Origin of the sequence: Pontibacter diazotrophicus (genome assembly GCF_003367245.1) — a bacterium.
GTDB classification, from domain to species: Bacteria; Bacteroidota; Bacteroidia; order Cytophagales; family Hymenobacteraceae; genus Pontibacter; species Pontibacter diazotrophicus.
Genome location: NZ_QRGR01000035.1, coordinates 46,936 through 62,416 on the forward strand (window position 1 = coordinate 46,936; position 15,481 = coordinate 62,416).

Annotated in this window: 13 protein-coding genes; 8 read left to right on the forward strand and 5 right to left on the reverse strand. The window is 46.0% G+C overall.

Annotated elements, in window-relative coordinates; all coding sequences use genetic code 11:
* The first annotated feature begins 355 nt into the window (after window positions 1–355).
* A complete protein-coding gene (tcmP, locus tag DXT99_RS22990; protein ID WP_115567944.1) occupies window positions 356–1,489 on the forward strand; it encodes a three-Cys-motif partner protein TcmP in 1,134 nt (377 codons plus the stop codon).
* A 58-nt stretch (window positions 1,490–1,547) separates the two neighbouring features.
* Here the strand turns inward: tcmP and DXT99_RS22995 are convergent, their stop codons facing one another.
* A complete protein-coding gene (locus DXT99_RS22995) occupies window positions 1,548–1,958 on the reverse strand; it encodes a hypothetical protein (protein WP_115567945.1) in 411 nt (136 codons plus the stop codon).
* A gap of 86 nt (window positions 1,959–2,044) precedes the next feature.
* Window positions 2,045–2,350 carry a hypothetical protein gene (locus DXT99_RS23000; RefSeq protein ID WP_115567946.1) on the reverse strand — a complete coding sequence of 102 codons (306 nt, stop codon included), beginning with the start codon at window positions 2,348–2,350 and terminating at the stop codon, window positions 2,045–2,047.
* Window positions 2,351–2,485: 135 nt separating this feature from the next.
* Here DXT99_RS23000 and DXT99_RS23005 point away from each other — a divergent pair, with 135 nt between their 5' ends.
* The 3 genes from DXT99_RS23005 to DXT99_RS23015 all read left to right on the forward strand — a co-directional run bounded on the left by DXT99_RS23005 (window position 2,486) and on the right by DXT99_RS23015 (window position 8,329).
* Complete coding sequence (locus tag DXT99_RS23005; protein ID WP_115567947.1) at window positions 2,486–5,566, forward strand: adenylate/guanylate cyclase domain-containing protein; 3,081 nt, start codon at window positions 2,486–2,488, stop codon at window positions 5,564–5,566.
* Between the two features lie 228 nt (window positions 5,567–5,794).
* A complete protein-coding gene (locus DXT99_RS23010) occupies window positions 5,795–6,733 on the forward strand; it encodes a ribokinase (protein ID WP_115567948.1) in 939 nt (312 codons plus the stop codon).
* 144 nt (window positions 6,734–6,877) lie between these two features.
* Window positions 6,878–8,329 (forward strand): amidohydrolase family protein, encoded by a 1,452-nt coding sequence (locus DXT99_RS23015; protein ID WP_115567949.1) that lies wholly within the window; start codon window positions 6,878–6,880, stop codon window positions 8,327–8,329.
* Between the two features lie 318 nt (window positions 8,330–8,647).
* On the opposite strand, the gene DXT99_RS23020 is transcribed toward DXT99_RS23015, so the two are convergent.
* Window positions 8,648–10,534: a vWA domain-containing protein gene (locus tag DXT99_RS23020; RefSeq protein ID WP_115567950.1), complete on the reverse strand. Its 1,887-nt coding sequence runs from the start codon at window positions 10,532–10,534 to the stop codon at window positions 8,648–8,650.
* A 123-nt stretch (window positions 10,535–10,657) separates the two neighbouring features.
* Here DXT99_RS23020 and DXT99_RS23025 point away from each other — a divergent pair, with 123 nt between their 5' ends.
* The 4 genes from DXT99_RS23025 (at window position 10,658) to DXT99_RS23040 (ending at window position 13,885) form a co-directional block, all read left to right on the forward strand.
* Window positions 10,658–11,248 carry an RNA polymerase sigma factor gene (locus DXT99_RS23025; RefSeq protein WP_115567959.1) on the forward strand — a complete coding sequence of 197 codons (591 nt, stop codon included), beginning with the start codon at window positions 10,658–10,660 and terminating at the stop codon, window positions 11,246–11,248.
* Entirely contained in the window at window positions 11,235–12,671 is a 1,437-nt protein-coding gene (locus DXT99_RS23030) for a carboxypeptidase-like regulatory domain-containing protein (protein ID WP_115567951.1), read from the forward strand. Before DXT99_RS23025 ends, DXT99_RS23030 begins: the two co-directional genes overlap by 14 nt.
* 2 nt (window positions 12,672–12,673) lie before the next feature.
* On the forward strand, window positions 12,674–13,294 hold the full coding sequence (locus DXT99_RS23035) for an HD domain-containing protein (RefSeq protein WP_115567952.1): 621 nt from the start codon (window positions 12,674–12,676) through the stop codon (window positions 13,292–13,294).
* A 111-nt stretch (window positions 13,295–13,405) separates the two neighbouring features.
* Complete coding sequence (locus DXT99_RS23040) at window positions 13,406–13,885, forward strand: VOC family protein (RefSeq protein ID WP_115567953.1); 480 nt, start codon at window positions 13,406–13,408, stop codon at window positions 13,883–13,885.
* Between the two features lie 284 nt (window positions 13,886–14,169).
* On the opposite strand, the gene DXT99_RS23045 is transcribed toward DXT99_RS23040, so the two are convergent.
* Both DXT99_RS23045 and DXT99_RS27405 read right to left on the reverse strand, forming a co-directional pair.
* Window positions 14,170–15,144 (reverse strand): hypothetical protein, encoded by a 975-nt coding sequence (locus tag DXT99_RS23045; RefSeq protein WP_115567954.1) that lies wholly within the window; start codon window positions 15,142–15,144, stop codon window positions 14,170–14,172.
* Between the two features lie 78 nt (window positions 15,145–15,222).
* A partial coding sequence (locus tag DXT99_RS27405) for a hypothetical protein (protein ID WP_220273435.1) occupies window positions 15,223–15,481 on the reverse strand: 259 nt, incomplete at its 5' end.

Consider the following 15,481-nt stretch of genomic DNA (forward strand, 5'->3'; position numbering starts at 1 on the left):
TAGGTGGATAAATGTGTGTAAAAATAAAACTAACCTTATTAGCTTTATTTAATCGTCAACTAAGTAAATTAGCGGCTGTTTAGTTACAATACTCAACTTTCCTGATGCAGCACCTAATCATATTAACGACATCTTTTAGTTTATCCTATAGCTATATGAATTAAAGTCTTAAATAAATCGCCCTTGCTGTGTATCCTGGGCAGCTAGTTGTTAGGGAGAACGCACAACACCAGCTCTTAAGGCAAAGCTGCATTATTCAGCATGGTATTCATAGCATCCTGATAACTATAGTATCTAACCTACAAACTCCTTACAAAGCCAAAAGTGGTTTTCACTTAACCACACATTATTATCTATGTCTGCAACAGAACCTAATGATTTCTTTAAAGAGAGGCGGAGCTTTACGGAGATAAAACAAGAGATCCTGGGTTCATACTTCAATACATGGTGTAACATCCGGCTCGCTACTTTGAAGGCTGAAGCTAGAGAAGCCATGCTGTACATTGACCTGCACGCCGGGGACGGGCAAGACATGGCAGAAAATCCTGAACTGCCTGCTATATCCAAAGAGTATCTTTTAAAAAGTATCATAAAAAGCCCACTACTAAACAATTCGGTGAGGACTTTCTTCTGTGACAAAAGCAAAGCTGCACTGGAGCATGTAAGCCACAGTATGGAAGCGCTAGGGTTTTATGATGAACTTCTCCAGCCACCTGTCCCGCTGAACAATTCAGATAACAAAGCACAGATGGCAGAGCTTTTAGAAGCAGGCTGTCCGTCTCTGGCTTTTACCAATCCTTTCATTAGTGGTTATTCACAGCAAATGCTAATACAAGCTATCCATGCATGGCGCACAGACCTGTTCATGCTCTTGTGCCCGGAAAACATGGTAAAGGCCTTAGCTGGGAAAAAAGTAAGTCAGCCGCTCATTGAGTTATTTGGAGAGCGGCTTCAGAACGTCAGCAACTATTGCAGAAAAGAGAAGGATAACTATAGGCGCCAAGAGTATATCCTGGACAACCTGATGGGTGTGCTCCAGGACAAAGGATATTATACGCTGCTGTTCAAAGTAAATCAACCCGGGGTGGAACAGCCTTACCACTATCTGCTCTTCTCCTCCCCTGACAGCCATGCCTACCGAATCTTCAAGGAAACTATCCTGCCTTACAGCACTTACCAGGAGGATAATATACCTGTTTTTGCTGCCAATGAATTTGTCCAGGCGCAATTCTCCCTCTTTGAGCAGCGCCCGACCTACACAATTCCGAACCTGGTGGATCGCTTAGTAAATCAGGCGAGTCTTTATAAATACAAGTCCATCGAGAAGATATATGAACTTGATAGCTGTGGCACTAACTACACCAGAGAGAATTATGTAGCAGCATTTGAGCAGCTACGGAAAGAGGGAAAGATAGAACTGCTGAACGCCAAAACCATGCAGTCAATCAGGCAGCCTACGCCTGCTTCAGTGGTGAAATACAGCCTGTAGCACAGCATTCACCTAACGCACCAAAGCAGTGGCATGGCAGAATAACGCTCTAAAGCTGCTATCTTCTCTTATCAAAAATAACTGCAAAAATCAGTAAGGAAGAAGCAAAAAGTGCCACCGTAGTAAGCAGGCTTCCGTGCAAAAGAATGCCTCCGTCTTTGATCTTCCTTACATTTTCCGCCGCATCAATCGGCTTTGTTTTCTTATTGTTGATGTCGAATTCAACGTAATCACCAATGCGAAACTCACCTCTTGTGTCTTCGTACCAGACCACTGACTTGGCTTTCCTTAGCACCCTGCTTTTAAGTTTATCTTCGTAAACCTCAATGTAAAGCAAATTGGCTGTAGGAAGCGAATTTTCTGTGCTACGTGTAGTGCTGCTGGCTGTTTCTGTTACATTAGCCTTCATAAGCTGAAGTTCGCTAGCAAAACCAACCGGTTTTACGGCAATGACTGTTCCTTGAGGCATGGCTATAGGTGTTTATGTTTACATCATGAACAAAAAAATTAAATAGAAAAAGGTGACAGAGGACTGAAACAGGGCAATTTCTACGGCTAAACCTTTCTCAAGTCATACCCAAACTTAAAAGGGACTCTGCCAACTTTAAAATCGAAAACTGTAGCATCGGGGTTATTACATTCTCCATCTCTGAAATCAGAAGGCAACTGATCCTCACGTATCAAAAAAACAATTTTTTCTCGTGGCTCTACGTTTGGCTCTCCTTTAGGATCACAAACATCAAGATCTCCTCGTAAAATCCTTTGCCTGTCAATCCCCTTGAAATGTGTTTCTATAATTTCATTGAACTCATTCTCATGCAGTCCAACTGGCTTAACAGCTATTACAGTTCCTTGTGGCATAATACAACTATCTTATTTTTTAGACTTTGATACTTAATATATAATGACGTTTACTTCAAATAAAAGTACTAAATTATATTTAAATAAATATACACCGTATATACATTTAATTTTATTTATTCATAATTAATTAACATGATTAAATATTTCCTCTTTACCTTATCCTTTCTGTTAGGTAGTAACAGGGTGTTGGCGCAACTGGGCGATCCTTTTGTGCAGAGCTATCCTCCATCTGCCTATCAAAATAAAGGGTTTGTCTCAAGCCCACAGAACTGGGATATAATACAGGACAACAGAGGCATTATGTATGTCAGCAACACCAGTGGTGTGCTGGAATATGACGGCCTTACCTGGCAGTTGGTCAAAGGAACAGCTTATGAGAGTCGATTTCAATTAGCTAAAAACAGCGAGGGCAGAATATTTGTCGGCAGCACCAACGATTTTGGCTACCTAGCACCAGACACTTCCGGCAAAATGCAGTTCATTTCCTTGCTGCCACACCTGAAAGGCAGGTATCCAGAAGTACGTATAGGCAAAATAGCAGCTGTGGGGGCAGATATATATTTTAGTGCCCAAAACGGCCTCTTTCGCTGGTCTGGCAAGGGTTTTAAGGTTTGGGAGAGCAAAACCGGACTCGGCCGTATTTTCTCTGCCCAAAATAAACTTTACCTCATCGATAAGAAAAAGGGACTCTGTGTACTGGAAAACGATCGCTTTAAAACCTTGCCAGGGGGCAAAAGTTTCATTGGCTTAAATACGATAGCCCTTCTACCCTTTCCAGAGCATACAGAAGCAGCAAGCAGCTTTTTTGTGGTCACTTTCGACCAAGGCTTGTACACGTTCAGAGACCAGGAACTGAAAAAGCTAGAGGCTACACCTGCCAAAGTGCTGGAACAAGAGTATTTTATGCAGGGGCTAATGTTAGCAGACGGAACCATTGCCCTTGCTACCCTCTCTAACGGCGTGGTGGTAATGAATTACGAAGGGCAGATTAATAATGTGATAGACAAACAAAATGGCTTAAGCGACAACGGTGTTTTAAACCTCTACACAGACAAAGAAGGAGGCCTGTGGGCTGGCTTAAATAAAGGTATTAGCCGCATTGAATACCCCTCTCCTGTGACTTATCTGAGCGCATCTTCGGGTCTGGAAGGTATAGTACTAGATGTGCTGAAGAAAAATGAGAGATTATACGCCGGCACGTCTTCGGGCTTGTTTGTATCAAACGAGAAGGAAGCACTTCCTTCGTTCCGGAAGCTACCTGAACTGCAGAATGAGGTATGGCAGGTGCTCGATGTAGGCAACTCACTGCTGGTAGTAAGCACACCCGGGGTATACTTACTGAAAGAAAACAAGTTGACGAGGATTTCCCCTCCAACAGAAAATATTATTTATAAGTCCATTTATCGCTCAAACCGCAACAAAGACAAATTTTACATAGGATCCTCCGATGGCCTGTCTGCGCTCACCCACCATAAGGGAAGGTGGAAATGGGAAGGAAAAATAAAAGGAGTAAACCACGATGTTATCTGGCTGGCAGCCGACAAGGACGATGTGCTTTGGGCCTCCTGTGACAATAACATCTCTGCTATCGACGACTCAGAAGAGTATGGTTTACAACCTCCTGTACGAAACCTCAAGCCTGCGGCTAATATGGCTAAAGACCTGCGCAGGTTTCAAGCACATTCCATAAACGGCAATATATACTTCGGTACCAGCAAGGGCATTTATACTTTTAAGAAGCATGGAGAGCGGTTTCAGCTAACACCTGATGCTACGTTTGGCGCTAATTTGGCAGACGGATCCCGCGAAGCAATAAACCTGACCGAAGACAAAAAAGGACATATATGGCTGACTTCAGAGTTCCGCACCGGACGGTTACGCAAACTCCAGGACAAAGCTTATGTCTGGGATACTATCCCTTTAAGCCGGATGCCCCGTGTGGATGTCTGGACAATTTACACGGATGCAGAAGGCGTAGTATGGTTAGGCACTACCGAAGGCATTTTCCGGTACAACCCACATGTTCCCAAAGACTATAAAATGCGGCAGCACACTGTTCTCAGGAAAATAAAGCTGTCAGGTGATTCCACGGTGTTTTTTGGAGCCTTTGCTAAAAACGATGCTGCTACAGTAGAGCAGTCGCCCAGATTTAAGTTTAAGCTGCCGCATGCCATTCGATCCATCAGCTTTGAATATGCAGCCACTTCTTTTGATGCACCCGGCCAGCATCTGTACAGCTATATGCTGGAGGGCGAGGACGAAAAGTGGTCGCACTGGACTTCAGAAACAAAAAAGGAATTTACCGGACTGGATGAAGGGGATTATGTATTTAAAGTGAAGTCAAAGAATGTATACGGTGCTGTTAGCCCGGTTTCAACGTTCGAGTTTGCTTCCTTGCCTCCGTTTTACCGGACCTGGTGGGCCTACAGTCTCTATGTTATCCTCTGGGGCCTCATTGTCTGGGGTATCATCAAAATTAAGCACCAGAACCTGATCGAGTCCAAAAGAAGCCTGGAAAAACTGGTGCATGAGCGGACGGCGCAGTTAGAGGCCGAAAAGAAAAAGTCCGATGACCTGCTTCTAAACATCCTGCCTGCTGCAACCGCCGAGGAACTGAAAGCCAATGGCCGCACCGTAGCCAGAAGCTATGATAAAGTGACCGTCTTGTTCACCGACTTCAAAGACTTTACCAGGATAAGCGAAGACCTGACGCCGGAAGAATTAGTAGCTGTCATTGACTTTTACTTTTGCGCCTTCGACCGCATCATAGCGAAATACAACATAGAGAAGATAAAAACGATTGGGGATGCTTATATGTGCGCGGGAGGCATACCGGACCCGAATGCAAACACACCTGCCGATGTGGTGAAGGCCGGGTTGGAAATCTTATCCTTTGTAGAAGGCCTGAACCCGGAGAACCGGCCAAAAAAGCATAAATTTGAAATTAGAATCGGTATTCATACCGGGCCAGTGGTAGCCGGCATTGTAGGCACACAAAAGTTCGCATACGACATCTGGGGTGACACCGTGAACACAGCAGCCCGTATGGAGTCCAGCTGCCAGGAAGGGAAAGTGAACATCTCAGGAGCAACGTATGAACTTGTGAAAGACGAGTTTATTTGTTCTTATCGGGGTAAAATAGACGCAAAAAACAAAGGCGAGATTGACATGTACTTTGTAGAAGCAGTTGTTCCTTCACCAGTATTGATATAAAGCTTTATAGACCTCTTCGGCACCACCTTAGAAAGATAGTTCGCCCCTGTAGGCTGCTTCTCCTCTCGCTTGTATTAAACTCACGCTAAAAACTCCCTCTTTTCAGCAAAATGAAACAAACACTGGCTTTGTCATCCAGCTTTGCTCGGCTCGCCAGATGAAGCCATGTTTCCGTATCAGGAGTATACAGATTTATCTTTAAAGGAAATCCAGTAAAATCAGTGGCGCATGAAACAAGCTATTATCATATCTTTAGGAAGCATAAACAAGGACATACAAGTAAGAACAGAGCGCTGGCCTGAACCAGGAGAAACGCTTTTATCCCAGGATTATATGACGCTAGGAGGCGGAAAAGCCGCCAACCGCGCCTACCTGGTTCGCAAACTGGGAGCCCCTTCGCTGTTGCTGGCCAGAACCGGAGATGATGAGGAAGCCAAAGAAGCACTTCAACCACTGAAGGAGGCGGGCGTAAACCTGGAGCATGTAAAACAAAGAAAGGGCCAACGCACAGGCCTTTCCATGGTCGTTGTTCGCGCTGACGGCAAGAAAACCATTATCCTCTCCGCAAACGCAAACCAAAAGTGGGAACAGGAAGGACCCGACCTGGTAGAGCAGGTTATTTCAGAGGCTCCTGAGGACTCTGTGCTTGCCGTTGATCTGGAAATACCCGCTGCTGTGGCAGGCAAAGCACTGCAAGCAGCTAAAAAAAGAAATTTTCAGGTAGTTCTGGATCCTTCACCCACTCACGCCCTCAAGGCAGAATACTATGAATTAGCCAACTTTCTGACACCCAATAAATCGGAAGCAGAAAGTATGGTTGGTTTTGAAATTGAAAACAAGGAAGATGGCTTTCGGGCATGTGAGGCTATTCAGGAGAAGGGTGCACGCCATGTAATAGTAAAATTAGGGAAAGAGGGTTATGTGATGCTTTCAGACAATGAGCGGCATTTCGTTCCGGCGCCAGATGTGCAGGTAACCGACACCACAGGTGCAGGCGATGCCTTTGCCGGGGCACTTGCTTTTGCACTTTGGGAGAAGCAGGATGCTTTGAGTGCTTTACGATTTGCTGTAACCGCCTCGTCTCTGGCTACAGAAACGTATGGTTCACAACCAGCATATCCAGACCGAGCAACCATAGAGAATAAAATGGCTGCGTTTGAACTATAGAATAAGCTCTGCCTGTGTTATACCTTAGAAAAAATCAACGTAAAGCTATACCTGTAATAAAATCAAATAGGCCACTTTCTGCAGTAAAGAGACTAAAAGTCCGAAGCAGCAGGTGAACTATAACTTTTCATTAAAAGCATAACTGTGAGCCAACAACCTGATAAACATTCTGATCCGAAAAAGTACATCAAACGTAATATAAGCCGCCGCAAGTTTTTAGGTGGTTCACTGGCTCTTGGTGCTGCAGGTTGTGCAGGTTACACAGGTGCCTTCGCTCAGGCTGCCAAGTCATCAAATCCACAAGCAGACACAAGCCTCCCGGTGCAGGGCCACTACCTGATTAAAAATGCCTATGTACTTACGATGGACCCTGCTCTGGGTGAATTTAAATCTGCGGATGTACTTATACGCGACGGTGAGATTAAGCAGGTTAGGCCAAATCTTAGTTCAACTGGTGCGGAGGTATTGGATGGAGAAGGCAAAATTGTAATGCCAGGCTTGGTAGAAACACACTGGCACATGTGGACATCACTGCTACGCAGCATGGCAGGCAATGTAAAAGGACGTGGATATTTTGCCATCATCAGAGACGTAGGGCAGCATTATACGGCAGAAAGTATGTATGCTGCCACAAAACTCGCCCTTGCAGAAGCTATCAACTCTGGTATTACAACCGTGCATGACTGGAGCCACAACGTACGAAGTCCGGAGTTTGCCGAAGCGAGTCTGCGGGCACTCAGAGAGGCAGGCGTAAGAGGCAGATACTCTCTTGGTGTGCCTGCTGGAGAAGGCGCAAAACAGCTGGACCTGCAACTATTGGAAAACCTGCACAGCAACTGGCCTAACGATGCAAACAGGTTGCTTCACCTGGGCATGGCATGGGCAGGTATTGAAAACAGGATGGATACAGGCATAAAAGAAGTAACCAAAGCCCGGCAACTGGGAATTCCCGTTTCCGTTCATGCAAGTTCCGCAGGCGTTATCAGCGGACTGGCAAAAGCAGGCTTACTAGCTGAAGGGATGCAGATTATTCATTGCAAGGACGCTACAGCGGCTGAAATCAAAAGTATTGTGCAGGCCGGTGCTGTCGTTAGTCTTTCACCATTCTCAGAGTTGCGCATCGGGTATGGCATTCCACCTGTGAAAGAGCTTTTAGATGCAGGCGCTACAATTGGTTTGTCCGCAGACACCACTACCCTGTCAGGCAACGCCGATCTTTTTGCTGTCATGAAAGTTTTCCTTAACCTGGCGAATGCCCTGGACAGAAGTGAGTTTTATTTGACCGCTAAGGGAGCACTGGGAAAAGGAACCATTGAAGGCGCTCGTTCTTTAGGCATTGCCAACCGCACCGGTTCACTCACCCCGGGCAAACGTGCCGACCTGATTATGCTATCTACCAATGCCCTGAACCTGGGATATGTGACAGATCCTTCTTCCATTGTGGTGGAAGCCGCACAACCAGCCAATGTGCACACCGTGCTGATAGACGGCAGAATATTAAAAAGAAACTACGAGCTCACACACCTAAACAAAGAAGCAATGATAGAAGAGGCTAAAGAAGAATTCCAGCATTTGATGCAAAAGAGTGGCTGGTAAAATGCACCAGTCTATCTTTTGCTGCCAACTCACCCCACTTGTCTCTGGTATCGGCGTTGACCCTATCCACCCGCTCGAAAACCAGGGGCTTTACCTCAGGTTGAAAAAACTGTGCTTTACCTGAAAAGACATCCATGGATGATACATCATTTTAACCAGAACCTACACCACCCAATATCTCCTGCCGTTTATAATCCTAAAATAAAATATATTTTTCTCAATACTATGTAGATTTTGGAGAAGCTATCTGTGCACCTGCAACACAAAAACCGCAGATTTACTTTTGCAACAGGCGCACAGATAACTCTCCGGAAGAGCTTATTTACTCCTGCTATTGTCACTCAGCAGGCTTCTGGACTTTACCAGCCTGATAAACTCCGCCCTGTATCCTTCACTGTCTGTGCCCTGGGCGCCTTCCGCTAAACTCAGTACCTGCGCATAGGTGGCAGTGCCTTTAAACTCTGAATCGCGGAGCAGCATACCAAAGGCAGCCACTGCAGCGGAGAACCTAAAGTTGTCTGAGGAGGCGCTTTCAGGAACCGCTTTATTTAAAACAGTAGTGGTAATAAGTTTGCTCTGGCTGCCTTCCGGAGCCTTGTAGCGCAGCTTCAGCGTCAGGATGTCATCTGTTTTAGCAGCTTCGGCACTCAGGTTCTTTTCCTGGTACTTTAGGTCGTCTACCTTGCCTATGGCTGTGTTAGAATCGTTTGCACTGGCAGGTACAATTTCATAGAGTGCCGTCACTGTATGCCCAGATCCCAACTCGCCGGCGTCTTTTTTGTCGTCATTAAAATCTTCGTCCTGCAGGGCGCGGTTCTCATACCCTATCAGGCGGTAGGCCTTTACTTTGGCAGGATTAAACTCCAGCTGCAGCTTTACGTCTTTGGCAATGGTAAAAAGCGTGCCGCCGAACTCATTCACAAACACTTTCTTCGCCTCCAGTATGTTGTCGACATAGGCATAGTTGCCGTTGCCTTTGTCAGCCAGTTGCTCCATGCGGGAGTCTTTCAGGTTTCCGGTGCCAAAGCCGAGCACGGTCAGGGCAATACCTGTTTCACGTTTCTTTTCGATGAGTCGTACCAGTTCACTGTCGCTGCTGACGCCAACGTTAAAGTCGCCGTCGGTGGCCAGTATTACCCTGTTGTTCCCATCCTCTATAAACTGCTCCTGCGCCAGCATATATGCCAGATTAATGCCTGCCCCGCCAGCCGTAGAGCCACCCGCTTCCAGCATTTCAATGGCCTCATTAATCTTGTCTTTGCTGCTGCCAGCGGTAGGAGGCAACACTAAGCCTGCTGCACCTGCATACACCACAATCGCCACTTTATCCTGCGGCCGCAGTTGGTCTACCAAAAGCTTGAAACCTGCTTTTACCAGCGGCAGCTTATCCTGCGTATCCATTGACCCGGACACATCAATCAGGAACACCAGGTTGGAGGCAGGCAGGTTGTCTGTCGGAATGGCTTTGCCCTGCAGCCCGATGTGCAGGAGTTGGTTGTCGCTGTTCCAGGGGCACACCGATAGCTCGGTGGTCACAGAAAAAGGCGCGTTGCCAGTTGGCTGCGGATAATCATAGGAAAAATAGTTCACCATCTCCTCAATGCGCACCGCATCAACGGGTGGCTTTTGCCCGTTGTTCAGAAAGCGGCGCACGTTGCTGTAAGAAGCCTTATCCACATCAATGGAGAAAGTAGAGAGCGGGTTCTTCTTCGCATTCTGAAAAGTACTTTCTTTGATGTAATCATAGTTCTCGGTGTTGTGGTTGAGAACTTCCGCATCCGCCATTGTCACGTATCCTCTTTGAATTTGCACACCCACTGCTTGCCCCTGCAGCGTATTGTTTCCCCGGAGCCGCACCTTTCTTTCTGCACCGTAACCTGTTACCACCATTTCTTCCAGTACTTTGTTATCCCTCTTCAGGCGCACATCCACCACCTGTTTCTCTCCTACCTTTACTTCTGTTCGTTCGTAGCCGATGTAAGAGAAGACAAGTATGGCTTTTTCATTTGGCACAATGACACTGTACTTGCCGTGTTTATCGGTGGCAGCGCCCTTTTGTGTCCCTTTCAGTTGAACAGAAATGCCCGGCAAAGTCTCGCCGGAGGTAGCGTCTGTTACAGTGCCGGTTATAGGTCTTTCCTGTGCCTGCGCACGCAGCCCCACAAACAAGAGGGCCAGCAGCAGCATGTAAATTTTTCTTTTCATGGTTTTATATGTTTTAGTTTCTTAGATGATGTAGCATCTCATCCTATTCCATAAAAAACTTTCACATTTTTTTATGCTGCTTTTTTCCTTTCTTTAGGAGACAGAAGCCTTCCTATGCTGCCCATGTTCCTCAAGCTTTTCTCTAACTCAAAGCCGCCTCCCGACGACCTGGAGTTGGTGCGCCTCTACAGGCAGACAGGAGATATGGCGCACCTGGGGGATTTATTCCAGCGGCACACGGAGATGGTTTACCTCGTTTGTATGAAATACCTGAAGGATGAGGAGGAAAGCAAAGACGCCACCATGCAGCTTTTTGAGCACCTGGCAACAGCGCTGCTGAAACACGACATCACCAATTTTAAAAGTTGGCTGCACGTAACAGCGAAGAACCACTGCCTGATGCAGCTGCGAGCAAAAAAGAAGCAGGAAAATATTAAATTAGAAGTATTTGACCCGCCAATTATGGAAAACACGGCTGATTTTCATCTTTCAGAAGCAGCCGAACGCGAACAGGACGAACAGGCAGTAGTGAAGGGGCTGGCAGACCTGCCACCAGAGCAGCGGGAATGCCTGGAGCTTTTTTACCTGCAGCAGAAGAGTTATAAAGAGATTGCCACCCTTACCGGTTGTGAGCTTAGTAAAGTAAAAAGCTACATCCAGAACGGGAAGAGAAATCTGAAAATTTACATGGAGAAGCACCATGCACCACGATAAGCACCACATAACGTTGGATGAAGGAGGCCACCCTCCGATGGAACTGCTGCGGCAGTACCACGAGGATGCTTTGCCCCCCAACCTCAGCCACCTGGTGGAAAGGCACCTGGTGGAATGCGATTTATGCGCTGACGTGCTGGAGGGTATGGCTTTATCAAATGCAGAAAGCACCAAGGCAGCTGTAGGAGATCTAAACCAGCGTATAGCCGCAAAATTAAAACAGGAAAGGAAGCAAACAGCAGTTCCGGCCTGGCAAATGGCAGCGGCCGTGTTGCTGTTGCTGTGCACGGCCTTTGTGGTGATATATTATAACTACAGCAAGCTGCAGCAGGAACAGAACGGTATAGCCGTAGAGCAGCAAATCAACAGTTCGATGGACTTATCGCTCCCTCCTGCCCCTGATTCAACCACAGAAATAGCAGGTGCTGTTGAGTCCTCTGAACCACAAGGTATAGCCTTGGCACCACCACCAAGTGCAGTTGAAAGGAAGAACGTGCCGCTCATCGTAAAACGTGATGAAGAAATACTGGAGGAAGTAGTAGTTGATGATGTTTTGGTGGAAGAAATAATGCCAGAAATGAATGAAGAAGAAAGTACCCGGCATAACAGGGAAGTGCTGAAAGACATTGACACACCCTCTCTCGCTGCAGTTCCCTCTTCTTCAGGAGAGTCTGAAATATCAGTCACAGAATCAGTACCGTTTCGTATAGCAGATACTGATGCGCCTGACACCATTCCGGAGAGCACCAGCGTATCTATGGCGCTACAGGGCAAAACAGCAGGCATCACTTTAAGGGGGCTAAACTCCCTGAACAAGGATGCCGCTGTGGCAGAAGTGGTGCATGGGCAGGTGCTGTCAGAAGAAGGGCAGCCGCTGCCTGGTGTGACGGTACAACTGAAGGGAACCAGCACCGGCACTACCACTGATGTACAAGGCAACTTTGCCCTCCCTGTCACGGGTAAGAAGCCAACGCTGCTGTTTCATTACATAGGATACACCTCCGCAGAAAAAGCCATAGCCAAGACCACTGCACCAGTAAATGTGAACCTGTCTCCTGATAATAAGACGTTAAGCGAGGTAGTGGTGACAGGGTATGGCACTACCACAACGGGCGAAGATCCTGCCGTGGCAGCTGCCAAACCTGCTATCGGCCAAAGGGCTTTCAGAAAGTACGTGAAAGAGAATCTTCGTTTTCCAGCTGGACCTGGAGGTGAGCGAGGGAAAGTGGTGGTGGGTTTCACCGTGGCAGCCACCGGGGAAATAAGCGAAGTAAAAGTATTGAAGAGCCTCTGCCCGGCCTGTGACGCGGAAGCAATACGAATAATTGAAGAAGGGCCAGCCTGGAAACCTGCCACGCAGGCAGGTACTCCTGTACAGCAACAGGTAAAAGTGTCGATACCCTTCAGGCAGAAAAAGCGATAGCCATGCAAGACGCAGAAAGCCAGTGGGAAGCATTGGCCAGCTCGTATACCTCTGATCAGCAGCTGATAAGAGAGCTATGGAAAGAGCTTTCTCAAAACTATAGCCAAAGCGGCCGCTACTACCACAACCTCCACCATATTGAAGCGCTTCTGCAACTGGCAGAGGAGCATAAAGCTTCTATTCAGCAGTTTGATTTACTCCGCTTCGCTGTCTTTTACCACGACATTATTTACAGCACAACCCGCAGCGACAATGAAGCCAGAAGTGCCGCTCTGGCAGCTGAAAGACTGCAGGAGTTGCACCTGACGGATGAGAAAATAAGAATTGTACAGGAAATGATTTTAGCTACAAAATCACACCAACCACATCAGTCAGAGGATGTAAACTTTATGCTGGACATAGACTTATCTGTACTTGGTGCTGACTCGAACAAATATGACCAATACCGAAAGCAAATAAGACAAGAGTATAATCTGTACCCTGACCTGCTTTACAACAGGGGCCGAAAAAAAGTATTGCAGCATTTTCTAAGCCAGCCTGCTATTTACAAGACAGCGACGTTTCAAAATAGCCTGGAGGCACAGGCAAGGCAAAATCTGCAGCGGGAAGTGAATAGCCTGTGAGAAAGATTCCTTCTTTTCTGCATTATCCGGCTATGCTCCTTTTGTTTGAAGCCGTATCTTAATTGACGTAAATTATCCGTATCTTGATTTTTATTGAAATCCAAAGCTTTTATGAGAAACGCTCTTCGCCTCTTACTACTTGTCATATTCAGCCTCTCATTGCATGCAGTAAAAGCCCAATCAGAAGATTCGGGTGGGGCTGCTACAATAAAGCTGAACCACATTGCCATGTACGTGCATGACCTGGAGAAAAGCACCGCTTTCTATGAGAATGTATTGCAACTGAAGCAGATTCCGGAGCCATTTAAAGATGGCCTGCATACCTGGTTTACCCTTGGTCCTGCAGGTCAGCTACACCTGATTCAGGGGGCAGAGCAAAACATAAAGCGGGACAAAAATGACCACATGTGCTTTAGTGTACTGTCTATTGAAGACTTTATCTCTAACCTGGACAATCATAAGGTTGAGTATACCAACTGGCCTGGTACAGCCAAAGCACCAACGGTACGTGTGGACGGTGTAAAGCAGGTTTATTTTCAGGATCCGGACGGCCATTGGATAGAAGTAAACAACGACGCTTCCATGAGGTAGATTATTGACGAAATCACTTATAGGAAGCGGGAACTGGCTAATTCCTACCATTATACTATGAGAGCAATGCATTTAAAAAGGTGCTTTATCTCCACTTTGTCATCTTTGCTTGTCCTCTTGATCCAGACTAACTGAGTATTAATGTAGATAAGTATACTTATGAAGTCTTAAAATCGGAAACGTTCGAAATAAAAGGCAGGGTGTTTTTAAGGGTTGTTACTATTATGCCTAACGGACTCTGCTATAAGGTGGCGTAGCTATCTTATAGGTTTGGTTGTGATACGTTATTCTATTAGTGCATACTTCTGGTTCTTAGTATCAAGCACTAAGATGTTACCGATGAACAGCTTGTTGCCTATCATACCGCCCATTCCCGAAAACTTCATAAGCATGTTCTGCATAAAGCCTGTTCCTTCTATATAGGTTACCATCGATAAGGGCAATTCCACGGAGCCAAACGCAATCAGACTGTTGCTTTGGATATTGTGCACAATTAATTTTTTGCCCCACGAATTAGCTTCATAGGTTTCTTCTTTTGAGCCTGCTTTAGAAAGTTCATTCCATGTGCTTTTATCGGTCAAAAGCTCAAATGCACTGGCGCCCGTGTCAAAAAGCAATGTTTGTTCCTGGCCATCTATTTTAGAGGGCAGTAGCACTCTTCTGCTCTCAAATCTGAAATCAGAGAACTGAGCCGCATTAGCAAGCTCGTGTGGAATCTCAGATGCTACCGAAATATTCTCATGCTTATAGTCAATCGTTAGAACCTTGTCTTCAATGAAGTCAGCTCCAATGGTACCGACAATACGGGCCCGAGAGCTGTCATTCCAGTCTATGGCACTCCCGTAATCTTTTACTTTTATCGTTTTTGCAAAAATGTCGGTATTCCCAACTTTGAAGCTGAACTGCTCTAAAGATGATGCATCTCCATTCTGGTGAATCACTATTTTATTGTACTTCTCATTAAGCGATGTTAGTACTTTGCCATAAAAAAGGGAGTAGGGCGCGCCTAGGTCAAACTGCATGTAATAAGTTCCAGGGATTCCTTCCAAGGTTACAGGTAAGACCATGGCCGAATACTCATCTACTCCGTTTTCAGTGGAATCTCCAAGCCAGACAAAAGGAGTTGGGGTGATAGAATCCCCGAGTACAAGTTGATTGGCAGGAGGCTGGAACTGGCTCTTGAAGTAAAAATATCCCCCAATTACGCTTATTAGAATTATCGCAATAAGGCTTACTAGGACCCTTTTAAGTGTTTTCATCTATTTTTATGTATCACGGTATAGTGCAGCCTAAGCCCATAGCGCAGCAAGGGTTAAGGTTGCACTGGGTTATGGGATTTAATTTTCATATTCTTTGATGTTGACTATTTGTACTACACCTTTCCCATCGTGGTACAATATCTCTTTAGCAAGAAAGCCAGTTGAATCATAGCTATAGACTGTTTTTAAATCTGGCGCCTTAAGTACACCTGTCAGCTCCCCAGCAAATAGAACTGTTTTGAAGTAGAGTAAAACCTTTAACTTTGAACAGTTATTTATGAAGAGAAAGACATTTACCCCGCAGCAGATCGCCAAAATCCTGAAGGAGTTCGAGGCA